Source organism: Pseudomonas sp. Z18(2022) (genome assembly GCF_036346535.1).
Lineage (GTDB): Bacteria > Pseudomonadota > Gammaproteobacteria > Pseudomonadales > Pseudomonadaceae > Aquipseudomonas > Aquipseudomonas yamanorum_A.
The window spans coordinates 153,830-169,967 of sequence record NZ_JAOTOA010000012.1; the positions used below are offsets into that span (position 1 = coordinate 153,830).

The window sequence follows — 16,138 nt, forward strand, 5'->3', positions numbered from 1 at the left end:
GTCCTTGTCAGGGGCTGATGACCCGGCCCTGGTGGTCCACCACCGGGCCGCTGAAGTGCGCGCCGCCGGCATCCAGCAACAGGTTGGTGCCGCCGACTTGCAGGGAGATGCTCTGGGCGCTCATCGTCAGGCTGGCGGGGCCGACCTTGAGATTGACCTGTTCGCGGGAGCCGACAAGCGTGGTAGGGCCATTGACCCAGTTGAAGGTATGACTGGCGTCGTCATAGTCGGTTTGCGTGCCGTCCTGATGGCGGCGCCGGGTCAGCGTCGGGACGCTGGAGACCGGCGGAAAACGGTCGCTGTTCAAGCCGAACAACGCCACCGATTGCGCCCCGCCCTCCCCGCCGCCGTAGTTGAGCAACAAGCACTGCTCGCCCACGGAAGGGAGGCGGGTTTCGGTTTGCTCTCCGGCACTGGGGTTGAAAAAACGAATCGCCGGGGTGAGCAAGTCGCCGTGGCTGACCTTGCAGGTATTACTGGCGGCGTCGACCTCCTGGCACACGCCGATGCGGCAGAAACTTTCGGCGCGGCGATAGAGGTCTTCGAGTTGGGATTCCATTTCTGCCAGGCGCTCGATGATCGGGCCCAGTTGCATGCGTAACAGCGCGTCGAACATGGGCTACTCCGCCAGGGGTTTGTATTGGTCGGGGTCGTCGATGTCCGTGACTTCCCAGGTGCAGGCAAACAGAGGCTTGCCGGTGGGATCGTTGAGCAACGGCGGTCCGATATAGAGGGTTTGGGTGAAGGTGACAGCCCAGGTGTCGTAGTCCGTTTCTGCGGTGGCCCGTATTGAGGGTGCAGCGACGATATTGATGGGCAAATCGCATTGCGCCTGCGGCAGGTTCCAGCGGTTATCCAGCACCAGGTCCATCAGTTGGCTGGCCAGGTCGCAGGCATCAAACGGCAATGCACCCGGAGCGACCATGGCCTTGAGTGAAATCCCCAGGGCATGGGCCTTGCGCCCTTCACGGGAGCGGATACCCGGGCCATTGCCTTCGACGGTGATCAACACACCGGTGTTATCCCCGGGGCCCTGAAAATCCTGGTGATTGCCGACCTTCAGGTCCGGAAAGGCAATATGCAGCGCCTCGCTGATGGCCTGGGGGAGTTGGGAAGGTTTTTCGATGAGGGTCATTTAAGTAGCGTCCTTGCAACGGTTACTGCGGGTCCTGACGGGTGCCTTCGTTGACGCCGATGCGCTTGGCCGCCCAACGCTCATACAGGCCGATGGCCACGTCGGCGCCGGCCATGGCGGTCAGGCAACCAATGGCGCCGGCCGTCCAGATCGACATGCCGGCGGCGTAGCACAGCATCAGGGCTGATACCCCGCACACCATGCAGGCCCCGGAACGCAGGGCCAGGCGCCGCACCAGCGACCAACCGCGGGCGCCTTCCTTGTCGGCGCGCCACATTTCGCCGGAAACACCGCCGATCAGGGCCAGTACGATCACCAGCCAGATAGGCATTTCCGCTAACGCTTGCTGCTCGTTTGTCATGTCACGCCTCCTGGCTGAGCATTGCCGGCGCAGTGCCGGGTCTTGGGTAATTCCATTTATAGGTAGGCATTCCAAAAAGCCCGGTTGCCCGGGCTTTTCAGTAATGATTTCCTCGGTCTTTCGGCGCTACTGGCGCGGTACGGACCTTTCCTCAATGTTTTTCCGACCACGATCCCTGTCTGCCGGATAACTGCTTCTGGTGCTTTACGCTGCACACCCGGGCCAGTTGCCAACCCTCTGAACCGTTAAGGCCGGTTCATCGCTGCCTGTTCTTGAAACGGTTTGAAACTAAAGAGCGTCGGCATCCTTGCCGGTGTTGCCTGGCATCCCTGCCATCGCTTCGATGGCGTCCTTGCCGGTGTTGCGTAACGTCCTTGTCTTCCTTGGCAGCATCCTTGCCGCCTCCACCAGGCCTTCTTGGCTGGCTTGAGATGGAGAATATGCATGTATGCATATACAGTCAATGCGCAAATGCATTTATTTTTGCTCGATATATGCATTGGTGCATTCGCGGCCTTATAGGTACGGGGTTTGGTGGTTTTGCGCAGGCGAAAAAAAGCCCGCTCATTGGCGGGCTTTGTCTTACGCAGAAGGATCAGCGGGCGTACATGCCCCACCAGAAGACGTGACCGAGGATGCTGATCTGCTCTTCCTGGATGTCCTGGAAACTGTAGTCCTCATCCGGGTGTTCATCACGGTTGAAGCTGCGCAGGCGAATCCCGGAAGGCAGGCGGTAGAGCTGTTTCACCCGCAGCTGGCCGTTGTGGTTGATGGCATACAAATCGCCGTCGACGATGTCACCAATCCCACACTTGCCGGCGTTGACGCCTACGGTCGCGCCGTCACGCAGCACCGGCAACATACTGTTGCCGCGCACCGTCACGCACTTGGCCTGGTCGAACTGCACACCGTTATGCCGCAGGCTGCGCTTGCCGAATCGCAGGCTGGCCTTCTCGCTTTCCTCGATGACGAATCTTCCTGATCCAGCAGCCAATTCAACCTCGCGCAGAAAGGGGATCGACACCTCGTCATCATTAACGGGTGTGTCGTCGTCCCACAGGCTTATGTCCTTGAGTTCCGAATGCATCGGGTCGCGCTCCTCCAACCGCGCCGGCACCAGCGCCGCGCGCCCGCGCAACTGATCCGTGCTGACCTGGAAGTAATCGGCGATGCGCGAGATGTGCTTGTCCGACGGATCAACGATCTTGCCGCTGAGGATCCGGGACAGCGTGGATTGAGGCACGCCGGTACGCCGGTGAAGCTCCGTGGGGGAGATCCGGTCGCGGTCCAGCAGCTCTCTTAAGACGATAGAAACGTTGCGTTTTTGCATAACGCGGATAGTGCAGGCAGTTTTGATGCTTGGCAAATGCTAATTTGCATATTTTATGCGTTATCGGTGAGTTTTAATGTCTCTCATGCATAACCTCCCTATACAGCCGCGGAACTTCTGCGCAAAACGATGTCAATTTGATATCTAGGCGAAATACTCGTCGAGATTGAATCATTCAGCGCCAGGCTGCGTCCGGGTAAACCAAGGAAGAAAGTAATGAGATTCGTGCTTGCGATGTTGTTGATGTTCAGCGGTTACACCTTCGCCAACTGCTCCAACATCACTGACTCTGATCAGCGTAACTACTGCAATGCCAAGCAAAGCGGCAGCAGTTGCTCCTACATCAGCAACTCCGATCTGCGTGCCGCCTGTAATGCAGAGGTGGGTGGAAGTTCTTGCAGCTATATCAGCGACAGTAATTTGCGCACGCAGTGTGACTCCATGAAGCGCTGATGCGTTGAAAGGGAGCTTGCCCGCGCGGGGGCGCAGAGGGGTCCCCAAAAAAGGGACTGCTGCGCAGCCCAACGGGAGCAAGCTCCCTCGCCACAGTTACAATGTTCATCCTGAACCAGCTGGCAATAGGCACCTCCCTCCGTTTAGTTTTTACCTATCCGTTTGTGAACTGCGAAGCCCCGACCTCGCGTGTTAACCTTGCGCCCATTGCAAAAAATGCTGGGCCAAGCGCCCCCTTTGCCCCATCACTTTCAACGAATTTGCCAACTATCCAATGAGTAAAAACACCTCCGATCTGTCCTCCCACACCCCGATGATGCAGCAGTACTGGCGCCTGAAAAACCAGCACCCTGATCAGTTGATGTTCTACCGCATGGGCGACTTCTACGAGATCTTCTATGAAGACGCGAAGAAGGCCGCCAAGTTGCTGGACATCACCCTGACCGCGCGCGGGCAGTCGGCCGGGCAGGCAATTCCGATGTGTGGGATTCCTTACCATTCGTTGGAAGGCTATCTGGTCAAGCTGGTTAAGCTGGGCGAGTCGGTGGTGATCTGTGAGCAGATCGGCGACCCGGCCACCAGCAAGGGCCCGGTGGAACGCCAGGTGGTGCGCATCATTACCCCGGGCACGGTGAGTGATGAAGCACTGCTGGATGAGCGTCGCGATAACCTGATCGCTGCAGTATTGGGGGACGAACGCCTGTTCGGCCTGGCGGTGCTGGATATCACCAGTGGCAACTTCACGGTGCTGGAGATCAAGGGCTGGGAAAACCTGCTGGCGGAACTGGAGCGCGTCAACCCGGTGGAACTGATGATTCCGGATGACTGGCCAAAGGACCTGCCGGCGGAACGTCGTCGTGGGACCAAGCGCCGCGCGCCGTGGGATTTTGAGCGTGATTCGGCACTGAAAAGCCTGTGCCAGCAATTCTCCGTGCAAGACCTCAAGGGCTTCGGTTGCGAAACCCTGACCCTGGCCATCGGCGCCGCCGGTTGCCTGCTCAGCTACGCCAAGGAAACCCAGCGTACCGCCCTGCCACACCTGCGCAGCCTGCGGCATGAACGTCTGGACGACACCGTGGTGCTGGATGGCGCAAGCCGTCGCAACCTGGAACTGGATACCAACCTGGCCGGCGGGCGCGATAATACCCTGCAATCGGTGGTCGACCGCTGCCAGACCGCCATGGGCAGCCGCCTGCTGACCCGCTGGCTGAACCGTCCGCTGCGGGATTTGACGGTGCTGCAAGCCCGCCAAACCTCTATTACTTGCCTGCTGGACCGCTACCGCTTTGAAAAGCTGCAACCGCAGCTCAAGGAAATCGGCGACATCGAGCGGATCCTTGCGCGGATCGGCCTGCGTAACGCACGGCCCCGTGACCTGGCGCGCCTGCGGGACGCGCTGGGCGCCCTGCCGCAACTGCAAGCGGCGATGACCGAACTGGAAGCGCCACACCTGCAACAACTGGCAGTCACCACCAGCACCTACCCGGACCTGGCGGCCTTGCTGGAAAAAGCCATCATCGACAACCCGCCCGCGATCATCCGTGACGGTGGCGTGTTGAAGACCGGTTACGACACCGAACTGGACGAACTGCAATCCCTGAGCGAGAACGCCGGGCAGTTCCTGATCGACCTGGAAGCCCGTGAAAAAGCCCGTACGGGCCTCGCCAACCTGAAAGTCGGCTACAACCGTGTGCATGGCTACTTTATCGAGTTGCCAAGCAAGCAGGCCGAGCAGGCGCCGATCGACTACCAGCGCCGCCAGACCCTCAAGGGCGCCGAGCGCTTTATCACCCCGGAACTGAAAACCTTCGAAGACAAGGCGCTGTCAGCGAAAAGCCGCGCCCTGGCTCGGGAGAAGATGCTCTACGAAGCGTTGCTGGAAAGCTTGATCGACAAGCTGGCGCCGTTGCAGGACACCGCCGCCGCCCTGGCCGAACTGGATGTGTTGAGCAACCTGGCCGAGCGCGCCCTGAACCTTGACCTGAACTGCCCGCGGTTTGTCAGCGAGCCGTGCATGCGCATCGTGCAAGGCCGCCACCCGGTGGTGGAGCAGGTTCTGACCACGCCGTTCGTCGCCAACGACCTGTCGCTGGACGACGACACCCGCATGCTGGTGATCACCGGTCCGAACATGGGCGGTAAATCCACCTACATGCGCCAGACCGCGTTGATCGTGTTGCTGGCCCATATCGGCAGCTTCGTGCCGGCGGCCAGTTGCGAGTTGTCCCTGGTGGACCGCATCTTCACCCGGATCGGTTCCAGTGATGACCTGGCTGGTGGCCGTTCGACCTTTATGGTGGAGATGAGCGAAACCGCCAACATCCTGCACAACGCCACCGAGCGCAGCCTGGTGCTGATGGACGAAGTGGGACGCGGCACGAGCACCTTCGACGGGCTGTCCCTGGCGTGGGCCGCAGCCGAGCGGTTGGCGCACCTGCGAGCGTATACGCTGTTCGCGACGCACTATTTCGAGCTGACCGTGCTGCCGGAAAACGAGCCGTTGGTGGCCAACGTTCACCTCAATGCCACCGAGCACAACGAGCGCATCGTATTCCTGCACCATGTGCTGCCCGGCCCGGCGAGCCAGAGTTACGGCCTGGCCGTAGCGCAGTTGGCGGGTGTGCCGGCGGAGGTGATCACCCGCGCCCGCGAGCACCTGAGCCGCCTGGAAGAAACCGCCCTGCCCCACGAACTTCCCGTGGCCAGCCCGGCCAAAGCCAGCAACAAACCGAGCACGCCGCACCAGAGCGACATGTTCGCCAGCCTGCCTCATCCAGTACTGGATGAGTTGGCTAAACTTGACCTGGACGACTTGACGCCGCGAAAAGCGCTCGAAATGTTATATGCACTTAAGACTCGGATATAACGCAGACGCTTGCAAGCTGGTAGACTCTCGCGCGGTTTGGGATGCTGCGGGCTTTTAGCCTGGCCTGCAGACTATCGCTCCCGAACCTCGCGAGCCCTGCCACAAAGGGTTTCGCTGCCGCCGCCTGAGGAGAAAATTAGAAATGACCTTCGTCGTCACCGACAACTGCATCAAGTGCAAGTACACCGACTGCGTAGAAGTGTGTCCGGTGGACTGCTTCTACGAAGGCCCGAACTTCCTGGTCATCCACCCGGACGAGTGCATTGACTGCGCCCTGTGTGAGCCAGAATGTCCGGCCGTCGCGATTTTCTCCGAGGACGAAGTCCCGGCAGAGATGCAGGAATTTATTCAGTTGAACGTTGAGCTGGCGGAAATCTGGCCGAATATCACTGAGCGCAAAGACCCGATGCCGGATGCGGCAGAGTGGGATGGCAAAAAAGGCAAGATTGCAGACCTCGAGCGCTGATAGCGTCGATGCCCTCCAAAAGGCCCCTTGCGGGCCTTTTTGCATTTCTGCGGGGCGGGTTTCACTTTTCTACAGGCAAAAAAAAGGGGCGGTATGACCCGCCCACATTTTTTCCCTAGTCCCTGTGTTCCTTTTCATCGTCCTGATGAATCGCATCCTGCGAGGTTCCCTGAATCATCGTTCCGTGATGACTGTGTCAATCCGTGGACACAGGGCTGATCTTAGAGAGTTCCCGGGGAAGTTCAACGGGATCCAAATCGCTGGACTACAGGTTTCGATGTTCAGACACGAATAAATAATTGTTATATTTCAATTAGATAGAATTATAGACGGCCGATTCGAGACGTCCGCACCAGCGAAAAAACCCAAACGCTTACGAAAAAGTAAGTGAATGCTTACACCAGCAATTACGCAAAAGGGTAACAAGCGCATCCTGCGTGTTCGCCAGACAAGAAAAAGCCCCGACGCAGTCGAGGCTTTTTTCCCATCGGGTGGGTCAGTCGTCGCTGACAGTGATGGTCGGCATGGCCTGGGCCGCGGCTTCCTGCAGGACGATTCGTGCGCCTACGTGACGGGCCAGTTCCTGGTAGACCATGGCAATCTGGCCGTCGGGCTCGGCGACGACCGTCGGCTTGCCGCCGTCAGCCTGCTCACGAATCCCCATGGACAGGGGCAACGACGCCAGCAGTTCAACCCCGTACTGGGTAGCCAGCTTCTCGCCGCCACCTTCACCGAACAGATGCTCGGCGTGGCCGCAGTTGGAGCAGATGTGCACCGCCATGTTTTCCACGACGCCCAGCACCGGGATGTTGACCTTGCGAAACATCTCCACGCCCTTGCGGGCATCCAGCAGCGCCAGGTCCTGCGGCGTGGTGACGATCACCGCGCCAGCCACCGGCACTTTCTGCGCCAGGGTCAGCTGGATATCGCCGGTGCCTGGGGGCATATCGATCACCAGGTAGTCCAGGTTGCCCCAGTCGGTCTGGGTGACCAGTTGCAGCAAGGCGCCGGAAACCATCGGGCCGCGCCAGACCATCGGCGTGTTGTCGTCGGTCAGGAAGGCCATGGACATCACTTCAACACCATGGGACTCGATCGGCACGAACCATTTCTGGTCCTTGATCTTCGGCCGGGTGCCTTCGGCGATGCCGAACATCACGCCTTGGCTGGGGCCATAAATGTCGGCGTCGAGAATGCCGACGCGTGCGCCTTCGCGGGCCAGAGCCAGCGCCAGGTTGGCCGCGGTGGTGGATTTGCCCACGCCACCCTTGCCGGAGGCCACGGCCACCACGTTCTTGACGTTGGCCAGGCCCGGGATCTGCGCCTGGGCCTTGTGCGGGGCGATCACGCACTGGATGTCGACCTTGGCCGAACTGACGCCGTCCAGGCCTTCAATAGCCATTTGCAGCATCTGCGCCCAGCCGCTCTTGAACAGGCCTGCGGCGTAGCCCAGCTCAAGCTGGACCGAAACCTTGTCGCCCTGCACGTCGATGGCGCGTACGCACCCGGCGCTGACCGGGTCCTGGTCCAGGTAAGGGTCGGTGTATTGGCGAAGAACGGCTTCCACCGCTGCGCGATTGACGGCGCTCATGGGCTACTCCCGAAAAAAGACTGACTAAAACAGGCGGCTATCCTAACCGTTCCAGCGCCCCAGCGGCACGCTTTCGGCCGACGGGAAAATCCTGAAACAGCCGCACGGGGTGAAATAAATTTCCCGGCGCTTTATAGTGGCCGACCTCCGTTTCATCAAGTAGCCGAGCCCCATGTCCGAGCCACGCAAGATCCTCGTCACCAGCGCCCTGCCCTATGCCAATGGTTCCATCCACCTTGGCCATATGCTTGAGTACATCCAGACCGATATGTGGGTGCGCTTCCAGAAGCATCGCGGCAATCAATGCATTTATGTCTGCGCGGACGACGCCCACGGTTCGGCCATCATGTTGCGCGCCGAGAAGGAAGGCATCACCCCGGAACAACTGATCGCCAACGTCCAGGCTGAACACAGCGCCGACTTTGCCGAGTTCCTGGTGGATTTCGACAACTTCCACTCGACCCACTCCGACGAAAACCGCGAGCTGTCGAGCCAGATCTACCTGCGCCTCAAAGACGCCGGGCACATTGCCACGCGTTCGATCACCCAGTATTTCGACCCGGAAAAGAAAATGTTCCTGGCCGACCGCTTCATCAAGGGCACCTGCCCGAAATGCGGCACTGAGGACCAGTACGGCGACAACTGCGAGAAATGCGGCGCCACCTACGCGCCTACCGACCTGAAAGATCCGAAGTCGGCCATCTCTGGCGCCACCCCGGTGCTCAAGGATTCCCAGCACTTCTTCTTCAAGCTCCCGGATTTCCAGCAGATGCTGCAAACCTGGACCCGCAGCGGCACCCTGCAGGACGCCGTGGCCAACAAGATCGCCGAATGGCTGGACGCCGGCCTGCAACAGTGGGACATCTCCCGCGATGCGCCGTACTTCGGCTTTGAGATTCCGGGCGAACCTGGCAAGTACTTCTATGTGTGGCTGGACGCGCCGATCGGGTACATGGCCAGTTTCAAGAACCTGTGCGACCGCACGCCGGAGCTGGACTTCGACGCGTTCTGGGCCAAGGACTCCACCGCCGAGCTGTACCACTTCATCGGCAAGGACATCGTCAACTTCCACGCGCTGTTCTGGCCGGCGATGCTCGAAGGCTCGGGCTACCGCAAGCCCACCGGCATCGCGGTTCACGGCTACCTGACGGTCAACGGCCAGAAAATGTCCAAGTCCCGTGGCACCTTCATCAAGGCGCGCACCTACCTGGACCACCTGTCGCCGGAATACCTGCGCTACTACTACGCCTCCAAGCTGGGCCGTGGCGTCGACGACCTCGACCTGAACCTGGAAGACTTCGTACAGAAGGTCAACTCGGACCTGGTGGGCAAGGTCGTCAACATCGCCAGCCGTTGCGCCGGTTTTATCCACAAGGGCAACTCCGGTGTGCTGGTGGCGGAAAATGCCGCGCCCGAGCTGACCGAAGCGTTCCTGGCCGCTGCGCCAAGCATCGCGGACGCGTATGAAGCCCGCGACTTTGCCCGCGCCATGCGCGAGATCATGGGCCTGGCCGACCGTGCCAACGCCTGGATCGCCGACAAGGCGCCGTGGTCGCTGAACAAACAGGAAGGCAAGCAGGCTGAAGTCCAGGCTATCTGTGCCACGGGCGTCAACCTGTTCCGCCAGTTGGTGATTTTCCTCAAGCCGGTACTGCCACTGCTGGCGGCCGACGCCGAGGCGTTCCTCAACGTGCCGCCGCTGACCTGGAACGACCACGCGACCTTGCTTAGCAAGCATCAGTTGAACGAGTTCAAGCCGCTGATGACCCGTATCGACCCGGTAAAAGTCCAGGCCATGACCGACGCTTCGAAAGAAGACCTCGAAGCCAGCAAGACCGACACCGGCGATGCAGCCCCTGCGGGCAATGGCGAATTGGCGAAAGATCCGTTGTCGCCGGAAATCGACTTCGACGCCTTTGCCGCGGTAGACCTGCGTGTTGCGCTGATCATCAAGGCCGAAGCCGTGGAAGGCGCCGACAAGCTGCTGCGCCTGACGCTGGACATCGGTGACGAGCAACGCAACGTGTTCTCCGGGATCAAGAGCGCTTATCCGGACCCGTCCAAGCTCGATGGTCGCCTGACCATGATGATCGCCAACCTCAAGCCACGAAAAATGAAGTTCGGCATCTCCGAAGGCATGGTGATGGCGGCCGGCCCTGGCGGCGAAGAGATCTACCTGTTGAGCCCGGACAGCGGTGCCAAGCCAGGTCAGCGCATCAAGTAAACTGCCTGTAGTGAGCGGGCTCCCAAACGAAGCCAGTTGAATGTGGGAGCTGTCGAGCCCCAGCGAGGCTGCGATGCTGGCGCTGAGGTTCGGCAGGTGCCGTGCGGTGATCCCATCGCAGCCTCGCCGGGGCTCGACAGCTCCCACATTTTGATCTTCGATGGAGCCCGCTCGCCACAACAGGCCCTGTTTGCTTAACCCGGCACGACCATGACCGATATGCTTCTCACCCTTGTCAGCACAGCCTTGATCAGCAACCTCGTGTTGCAGATGCCGCTGGCTGTCGACCCGGTGCTGGCATCCACGGTTGACTCACGCCGGCGCGTACATGCGCTGGGCATCGCCACCACGGTGTTGATGCTGCTGAGCAGCCTCCTCGGCTATCTGCTCGATCACTATCTTTTGCAGCCCTTGGCGCTGACGTCTTTGCGGCTGTTTGTGTTTTTGCCGGTGACAGTGCTGCTGATCCATCCGCTGCTGAGGGTGCTGTGCCGCCAGTTACCCAAGCTGCCGTTCGATGGCCTGTGGCCTTTGTTGCTGGGGAATGCCGGGGTGTTGGGGGTGGTGGTGCTGGGTACGCAAGACGATAAAGGGCTGGTACACATGGCTGCACTGAGCCTGGGCGCCGGGCTGGGTTTCTGGCTGGTGCTGAGCCTGTTCAGTGACCTGCGCCAACGTATTGCCGACAACGACATACCACTGCCCTTCCGGGGGCTACCGGTGGCGCTGATCAGCGCCGGGCTGATGGCCGTGGCTTTCCTGGGTTTCAACGCAATGATCAAACCATGAGCCTGATTCAACGTATCGATGCCCTGCTGCCGCAGACCCAATGTGGCAAGTGCGGGCATCCTGGCTGCAAACCGTACGCCGAAGGCATTGCCCAGGGCGAGGCGATCAACAAGTGCCCGCCCGGCGGGCAGGAAACCATCGCGAGCCTGGCGCAATTGCTGAAGCTCCCGGTGCTGGAACTGGACACCTCCCGGGGTGAGGCGCCCGCGCAGATCGCGTTTATCCGTGAGGCAGAGTGCATCGGTTGTACCAAATGCATCCAGGCCTGCCCGGTGGACGCCATCGTCGGTGCCGCCAAATTGATGCACACGGTGATTATCGACGAGTGCACCGGCTGCGACCTGTGTGTAGCACCATGCCCGGTGGATTGCATCGAAATGCGCCCGTTGACCATGGTGTTGCCGATTGTCGGCGGGCTGGCCTCCAACGATGCCGAGCGCCAGGCACGCAGCCTCAAGCGCGACCGCGCCCGGCGGCGGTTTGAACAGCGCAACGCCCGACTGCAACGAGAGGAAGAACAGAAGCTCGCCGAGCGTCTGGCCCGTGCCAAGCGTGCGGCGCCGGTGGCCGAGGTCACGACCAACCCGGTCCAGGCCGCCATTGAGCGGGTGCGTGCGCAAAAGGCCGCTGCCATGGACGCCGCCCTGAAAAAGGCCAAGATCAACCTGGCCATGAGCCGTGCCCAGCTGCATAAATCCCTGAAAGCCTTTGGTCACCCACCGACCTTTGAACAGCAGTCCCAGTTGATCATCCTGCAACAGCACTTCGAAACAGCAGAGCAGGCGCTGGCGGCGCTGGTGGGCGACGATGCCCGTGCTTGAAGCCGTTGATCGTCAGCAGCACGCGATGAAGCGTGTGCTGCTGGCGACGGTGCCGGGCTTGCTGGCGATGTTCTGGCTGTATGGCTGGGGCGTGTTGATCAATTTATTGCTGGCAGCCAGCTGTGCACTCGTCGTGGAAGCTGGCATTCGGCGGCTGCGCGGGCATTCGGCCCGCGATCTCGGCGGCCTGGTCACGGCCACACTGCTGGCGCTGGCGCTGCCACCTTATTGTCCATGGTGGTTATGCGTGGCCGCCGTCACCAGTGCGTTGCTGCTGGGCAAGCACCTGTACGGCGGCAACCAGAACCCGTTCAACCCTGCCATGGTCGGTTACGCACTGATGCTGGTGGCCTTTCCCCAACCCATGACCCACTGGCCTGCCTCCCACGGCATGGACCTGCTGGCCGGCCTGCAACAGGTGTTCGGCGTGCAAGGTAATGCGCCGGACGCCTGGGCCCAGGCGACAGCCCTGGATGCCCTGCGGATCAACAAGAGCCTGACCATGGATGAGCTGTTTGCCAGCCACCCGGCTTTTGGGCATGTCGCCGGCAAAGGCAGTGAATGGGTGAACCTGGCCTTTCTGGCGGGCGGGCTGTGGCTGTTGCAGCAACGGGTGTTCAGTTGGCACGCGCCGGTGGGCATGCTCGGTAGCCTGTTCGTGATCAGCCTGCTGTGCTGGAACGGCTCGGGCTCTGATTCCCACGGTTCACCGCTGTTCCATCTGCTGACCGGCGCCACGATGCTCGGGGCGTTTTTTATCGTGACCGAACCGGTGTCCGGCGCCAAAAGCCCGCATGCGCGCCTGATGTTCGGTGCCGGCGTGGGCGTGCTGGTTTACCTGATTCGTACCTGGGGCGGTTACCCCGATGGCGTGGCCTTTGCGGTGCTGCTGATGAACCTGGCGGTGCCGATGCTTGAACGCCTGACGCCCACCAGACAGCCTGCGGTGAGTTCATGAGAACCACCCGGGGCTTGATAGTGCTGGTGTTGATCGCCGCCGCAGGGATCGTGCTGACGCTTGGGGTGCAACAGTTGACCGCCAGCCGTATCACCGAGGCCCAACAAAACATCCAGCGCCGGGCCTTGCTGGATATCCTGCCCGCCGGCATTTACGACAACCAGCCCCTGCAACATCCACTCGCTCTAAACCCGCAGGCATTGGCAAACAGCCAATTGCTCGGCGGCTACCTCGCCACCTTGAACGGCCAGCCCGGCGCAGTACTGCTGCGTTCGCAAACCAATGGCTATGGCGGCCCCATCGAGCTGCTGATCGCCATCGCCCACAACGGCAAGCTGCTGGCGGTGAAAACCCTGAGCCATTCGGAAACCCCAAGCCTGGGCGGGCATATCGCCGAACCGGGCAACACATGGATGGCGGCATTCAAGGGGCTAACCCGTGACGATCCAAAAGATTCGGACTGGGCCTTGAAGAAAGACCATGGCCAATTCGATCAAATGGCGGGCGCGACCATCACGTCCCGCGCGGTGGTCAGTGCCGTTCACGATGCCCTGCGGTACTTTGATGATCACCGGCAACTGATGTTGGAGTCGCCTGCTCATGACTAAAACCCTGGCCCGCTCGCTGATGCTTGCGCCGTTGATTGGGGTGAGCGATACGTTGCCCAAGGCGTTGAGCTTCTGGGTACTCTCGGTGCTGATCGGGGCGCTGTATGGCCTGGGCATGCACGGCCTGCGCAACCGCCTTGGCGAACACATGCGACTGATGGCCAGCCTGCTGATCGCGGCGACACTGGTCAGCTGCATGCAACTGCTCTTGCAAGCGTTCGCGTTGCCCTTATATCAACAGTTGGGTATTTACCTGGCGCTGACCAGTGTTCAATGCGTGCTGCTGGAGTATTCAGGCTTTTTCGAGCCTGGCCAGGGCAAGGCACGCGTGAAACTGTTCGGGCTGTTTGGCGTACTGCTGATTACCCTGGGCGTTATCCGAGGGCTGGTCGGCGACGGTTCTGTCACCACACTGGCGCCCACCGGGTTTATCCTGCTCGGGTTATTACTGGCCGGCCGGCAAGCCTGGGTCCACTTTTCAAAACCACACTGACTGTCTGCAAGGAACCGCTCGCCCCATGAACGCCGCAAAACGCCTGGAAATTTTCCGCCGGCTTCACGAAGACAATCCGGAACCGAAAACCGAACTGGCCTATTCCTCGCCGTTCGAGTTGCTGATCGCCGTGATTCTCTCGGCCCAGTCCACAGACGTCGGCGTCAACAAGGCCACCGCCAAGCTGTATCCGGTGGCCAACACCCCGGAAGCGATCTACGCACTGGGGGTGGAGGGGTTGTCCGAATACATCAAGACCATCGGCCTCTACAACAGCAAGGCGAAGAATGTCATCGAGACCTGCCGGCTGCTGGTAGAGCTGCACGGCAGCGAAGTGCCCCAAACGCGGGAAGCCCTGGAAGCGCTCCCGGGTGTCGGTCGCAAAACGGCCAACGTGGTGCTCAATACCGCATTTCGCCAATTGACCATGGCTGTAGACACGCACATCTTTCGGGTCAGCAACCGAACCGGCATTGCCCGCGGAAAGAATGTGGTCGAGGTAGAAAAACAACTGATGAAGTTTGTGCCCAAGCCCTATCTGCTGGACTCTCATCACTGGTTGATCCTTCACGGACGCTATGTGTGCCAGGCTCGCAAGCCGCGCTGTGGCAGTTGCCGCATCGAAGACCTGTGCGAATACAAGGAAAAGACTTCCGACGATTGAGCCATCATTGCTTTTATCGATGAGTCGATTGAAAAAATCTTTTTTACCAGGCCCGAGATTATCGTTATAAGGAGCGCCAACGGCAGTCTTAGCCTGGAGTTAACCTTATGAGCACTGGCAAAGAACAACTGGATGTAGAAGACGACGTTGTTGGCGCTGAATCCGACGATGATGCAGCAGAAGCACCGGTTGAGGTGGCCAAGACCAATTTGAGCAAACGCCGCACCATCGACAACCTTCTGGAAGAACGGCGCTTGCAAAAACAGTTGGCCGATTACGACTTCGATCTCTAATCGACCCAACGACAAACAGAAGCCTCCCTTGCGGAGGCTTTTTTCTGACGGCATCTAAACGTTCGGCCGACCTACACCAACCCGTTGCGCTGGGCCAGCTCGATCAAGTCCACCAGGGAACGCGCGTTGAGCTTGAGCAGCAAGCGAGTCTTGTAGGTACTCACGGTTTTATTGCTCAGGAACATGCCATCGGCGATCTCCTTGTTGGTTTTGCCACGGGCCAGTTGTTGCAACACCATCATCTCCCGGCCGGACAGCCGCTCGACCATGTCCGATTCGCTGGCGTTACCCATTGTGGAACGTACCGAATTCAACGCCTGGTTGGGGAAGTAGCTGTACCCGCACAGCACTGCCTTGACCGCGCTCAACAGCTCGGTGAGATCCTGCTGCTTGCACACGTAGCCAGCAGCACCCGCCTGCATGCACCGCATGGAAAAATGCCCGGGCGCCTGGGACGTCAGCACCAGCACCTTGAAAGGATGGGCCTGTTTGGTAGATGACAGCCGGCATATAACTTCCAGGCCGTCGAGTTTGGGAATTCCAATATCCAGTATGACAATGTCCGGCATATGCTCCCGTGCAAGTTGCAAGGCATCGACACCGTTATCTGTCTCGGCAACGACCTCATAACTATGACGTTCCATTAGCATACGCACAGCAAGACGAATGACGGGATGATCATCCACGATCAGCACTTTATTCATGGGCAAGTCCAATTTCGCTGTTCGAATTATTAAGAGCAAACACAATAGCCTAGTCGTTTCCCACTTGGCATAGCGCTCCCCCCCAAGCAACAGCAAGCAGAGACCCAACCCACAACGTCATCGGATTTAACCTACAAAAAAACGCCAATCCGGAGGTATCCAGTTTTGTTATGGCTTTCAGAACTTTCCGAGCGCAAACATATTTTGAGTGAAAAATCCCAGGATTACCGGGGGAAGGGTAAACGTGCCGCACACAAGTTTCAGGAAATGCCCCTTGCGCCTTATCAGAAAGCCAGTGACTCCGGGCCGAAACCCGTTTTTTAAAAGTTCCATCCAACATAGCCAGTCACACTCCATAGATCCTACAGACATGTCAGCGCTT

At 59.8% G+C, this 16,138-nt stretch carries 16 protein-coding genes and 1 pseudogene; 11 read left to right on the plus strand and 6 right to left on the minus strand.

The window, feature by feature from the left end; genetic code table 11:
• Positions 1-7: 7 nt before the first annotated feature.
• The 4 genes from V3W39_RS22270 to V3W39_RS22285 form a co-directional block, all read right to left on the minus strand.
• Entirely contained in the window at positions 8-616 is a 609-nt protein-coding gene (locus tag V3W39_RS22270; RefSeq protein WP_330213352.1) for a phage baseplate assembly protein V, read from the minus strand.
• Between the two features lie 3 nt (positions 617-619).
• Positions 620-1,135, minus strand: coding sequence for a hypothetical protein (locus V3W39_RS22275; protein WP_177046857.1), 516 nt, complete (start codon positions 1,133-1,135; stop codon positions 620-622).
• A gap of 22 nt (positions 1,136-1,157) precedes the next feature.
• Entirely contained in the window at positions 1,158-1,496 is a 339-nt protein-coding gene (locus V3W39_RS22280; RefSeq protein ID WP_330213353.1) for a phage holin family protein, read from the minus strand.
• Positions 1,497-2,091: 595 nt separating this feature from the next.
• Entirely contained in the window at positions 2,092-2,826 is a 735-nt protein-coding gene (locus tag V3W39_RS22285; RefSeq protein ID WP_177046861.1) for a LexA family transcriptional regulator, read from the minus strand.
• Between the two features lie 216 nt (positions 2,827-3,042).
• On the opposite strand from V3W39_RS22285, the gene V3W39_RS22290 reads away from it, so the two are divergent.
• The 3 genes from V3W39_RS22290 (at position 3,043) to fdxA (ending at position 6,611) form a co-directional block, all read left to right on the plus strand.
• Positions 3,043-3,279 carry a hypothetical protein gene (locus tag V3W39_RS22290; protein WP_177079718.1) on the plus strand — a complete coding sequence of 79 codons (237 nt, stop codon included), beginning with the start codon at positions 3,043-3,045 and terminating at the stop codon, positions 3,277-3,279.
• A 274-nt stretch (positions 3,280-3,553) separates the two neighbouring features.
• Positions 3,554-6,145, plus strand: coding sequence for a DNA mismatch repair protein MutS (mutS, locus tag V3W39_RS22295; protein WP_330213354.1), 2,592 nt, complete (start codon positions 3,554-3,556; stop codon positions 6,143-6,145).
• A 142-nt stretch (positions 6,146-6,287) separates the two neighbouring features.
• Positions 6,288-6,611, plus strand: a complete 324-nt coding sequence (fdxA, locus tag V3W39_RS22300) for a ferredoxin FdxA (protein WP_003208688.1) — start codon at positions 6,288-6,290, stop codon at positions 6,609-6,611.
• Positions 6,612-7,107: 496 nt separating this feature from the next.
• Here fdxA and apbC read toward each other — a convergent pair whose 3' ends face one another.
• Positions 7,108-8,202 (minus strand): iron-sulfur cluster carrier protein ApbC, encoded by a 1,095-nt coding sequence (apbC, locus tag V3W39_RS22305; RefSeq protein WP_177046864.1) that lies wholly within the window; start codon positions 8,200-8,202, stop codon positions 7,108-7,110.
• Positions 8,203-8,374: 172 nt separating this feature from the next.
• On the opposite strand from apbC, the gene metG reads away from it, so the two are divergent.
• The 8 genes and pseudogenes from metG (at position 8,375) to V3W39_RS22345 (ending at position 15,052) form a co-directional block, all read left to right on the plus strand.
• Positions 8,375-10,426, plus strand: coding sequence for a methionine--tRNA ligase (gene metG / locus V3W39_RS22310; protein ID WP_259196983.1), 2,052 nt, complete (start codon positions 8,375-8,377; stop codon positions 10,424-10,426).
• A gap of 210 nt (positions 10,427-10,636) precedes the next feature.
• A complete protein-coding gene (locus V3W39_RS22315) occupies positions 10,637-11,215 on the plus strand; it encodes an Rnf-Nqr domain containing protein (protein WP_330213355.1) in 579 nt (192 codons plus the stop codon).
• A pseudogene (gene rsxB, locus V3W39_RS22320) lies at positions 11,212-12,012 on the plus strand (electron transport complex subunit RsxB); the annotation flags it as partial. The gene V3W39_RS22315 and the pseudogene rsxB, both read left to right, overlap by 4 nt.
• A 10-nt stretch (positions 12,013-12,022) precedes the next feature.
• Positions 12,023-12,994 carry an RnfABCDGE type electron transport complex subunit D gene (locus tag V3W39_RS22325; RefSeq protein ID WP_330213356.1) on the plus strand — a complete coding sequence of 324 codons (972 nt, stop codon included), beginning with the start codon at positions 12,023-12,025 and terminating at the stop codon, positions 12,992-12,994.
• On the plus strand, positions 12,991-13,602 hold the full coding sequence (locus V3W39_RS22330; RefSeq protein WP_330213357.1) for an RnfABCDGE type electron transport complex subunit G: 612 nt from the start codon (positions 12,991-12,993) through the stop codon (positions 13,600-13,602). Before V3W39_RS22325 ends, V3W39_RS22330 begins: the two co-directional genes overlap by 4 nt.
• Positions 13,595-14,095, plus strand: coding sequence for an Rnf-Nqr domain containing protein (locus V3W39_RS22335; protein ID WP_177046873.1), 501 nt, complete (start codon positions 13,595-13,597; stop codon positions 14,093-14,095). Before V3W39_RS22330 ends, V3W39_RS22335 begins: the two co-directional genes overlap by 8 nt.
• A 25-nt stretch (positions 14,096-14,120) precedes the next feature.
• A complete protein-coding gene (gene nth, locus V3W39_RS22340) occupies positions 14,121-14,759 on the plus strand; it encodes an endonuclease III (protein ID WP_010170146.1) in 639 nt (212 codons plus the stop codon).
• Positions 14,760-14,866: 107 nt separating this feature from the next.
• Complete coding sequence (locus V3W39_RS22345) at positions 14,867-15,052, plus strand: PA3496 family putative envelope integrity protein (protein WP_003208696.1); 186 nt, start codon at positions 14,867-14,869, stop codon at positions 15,050-15,052.
• Between the two features lie 71 nt (positions 15,053-15,123).
• Here the strand turns inward: V3W39_RS22345 and V3W39_RS22350 are convergent, their stop codons facing one another.
• Positions 15,124-15,756, minus strand: a complete 633-nt coding sequence (locus V3W39_RS22350) for a response regulator transcription factor (protein WP_177046874.1) — start codon at positions 15,754-15,756, stop codon at positions 15,124-15,126.
• Positions 15,757-16,138 lie beyond the last annotated feature (382 nt).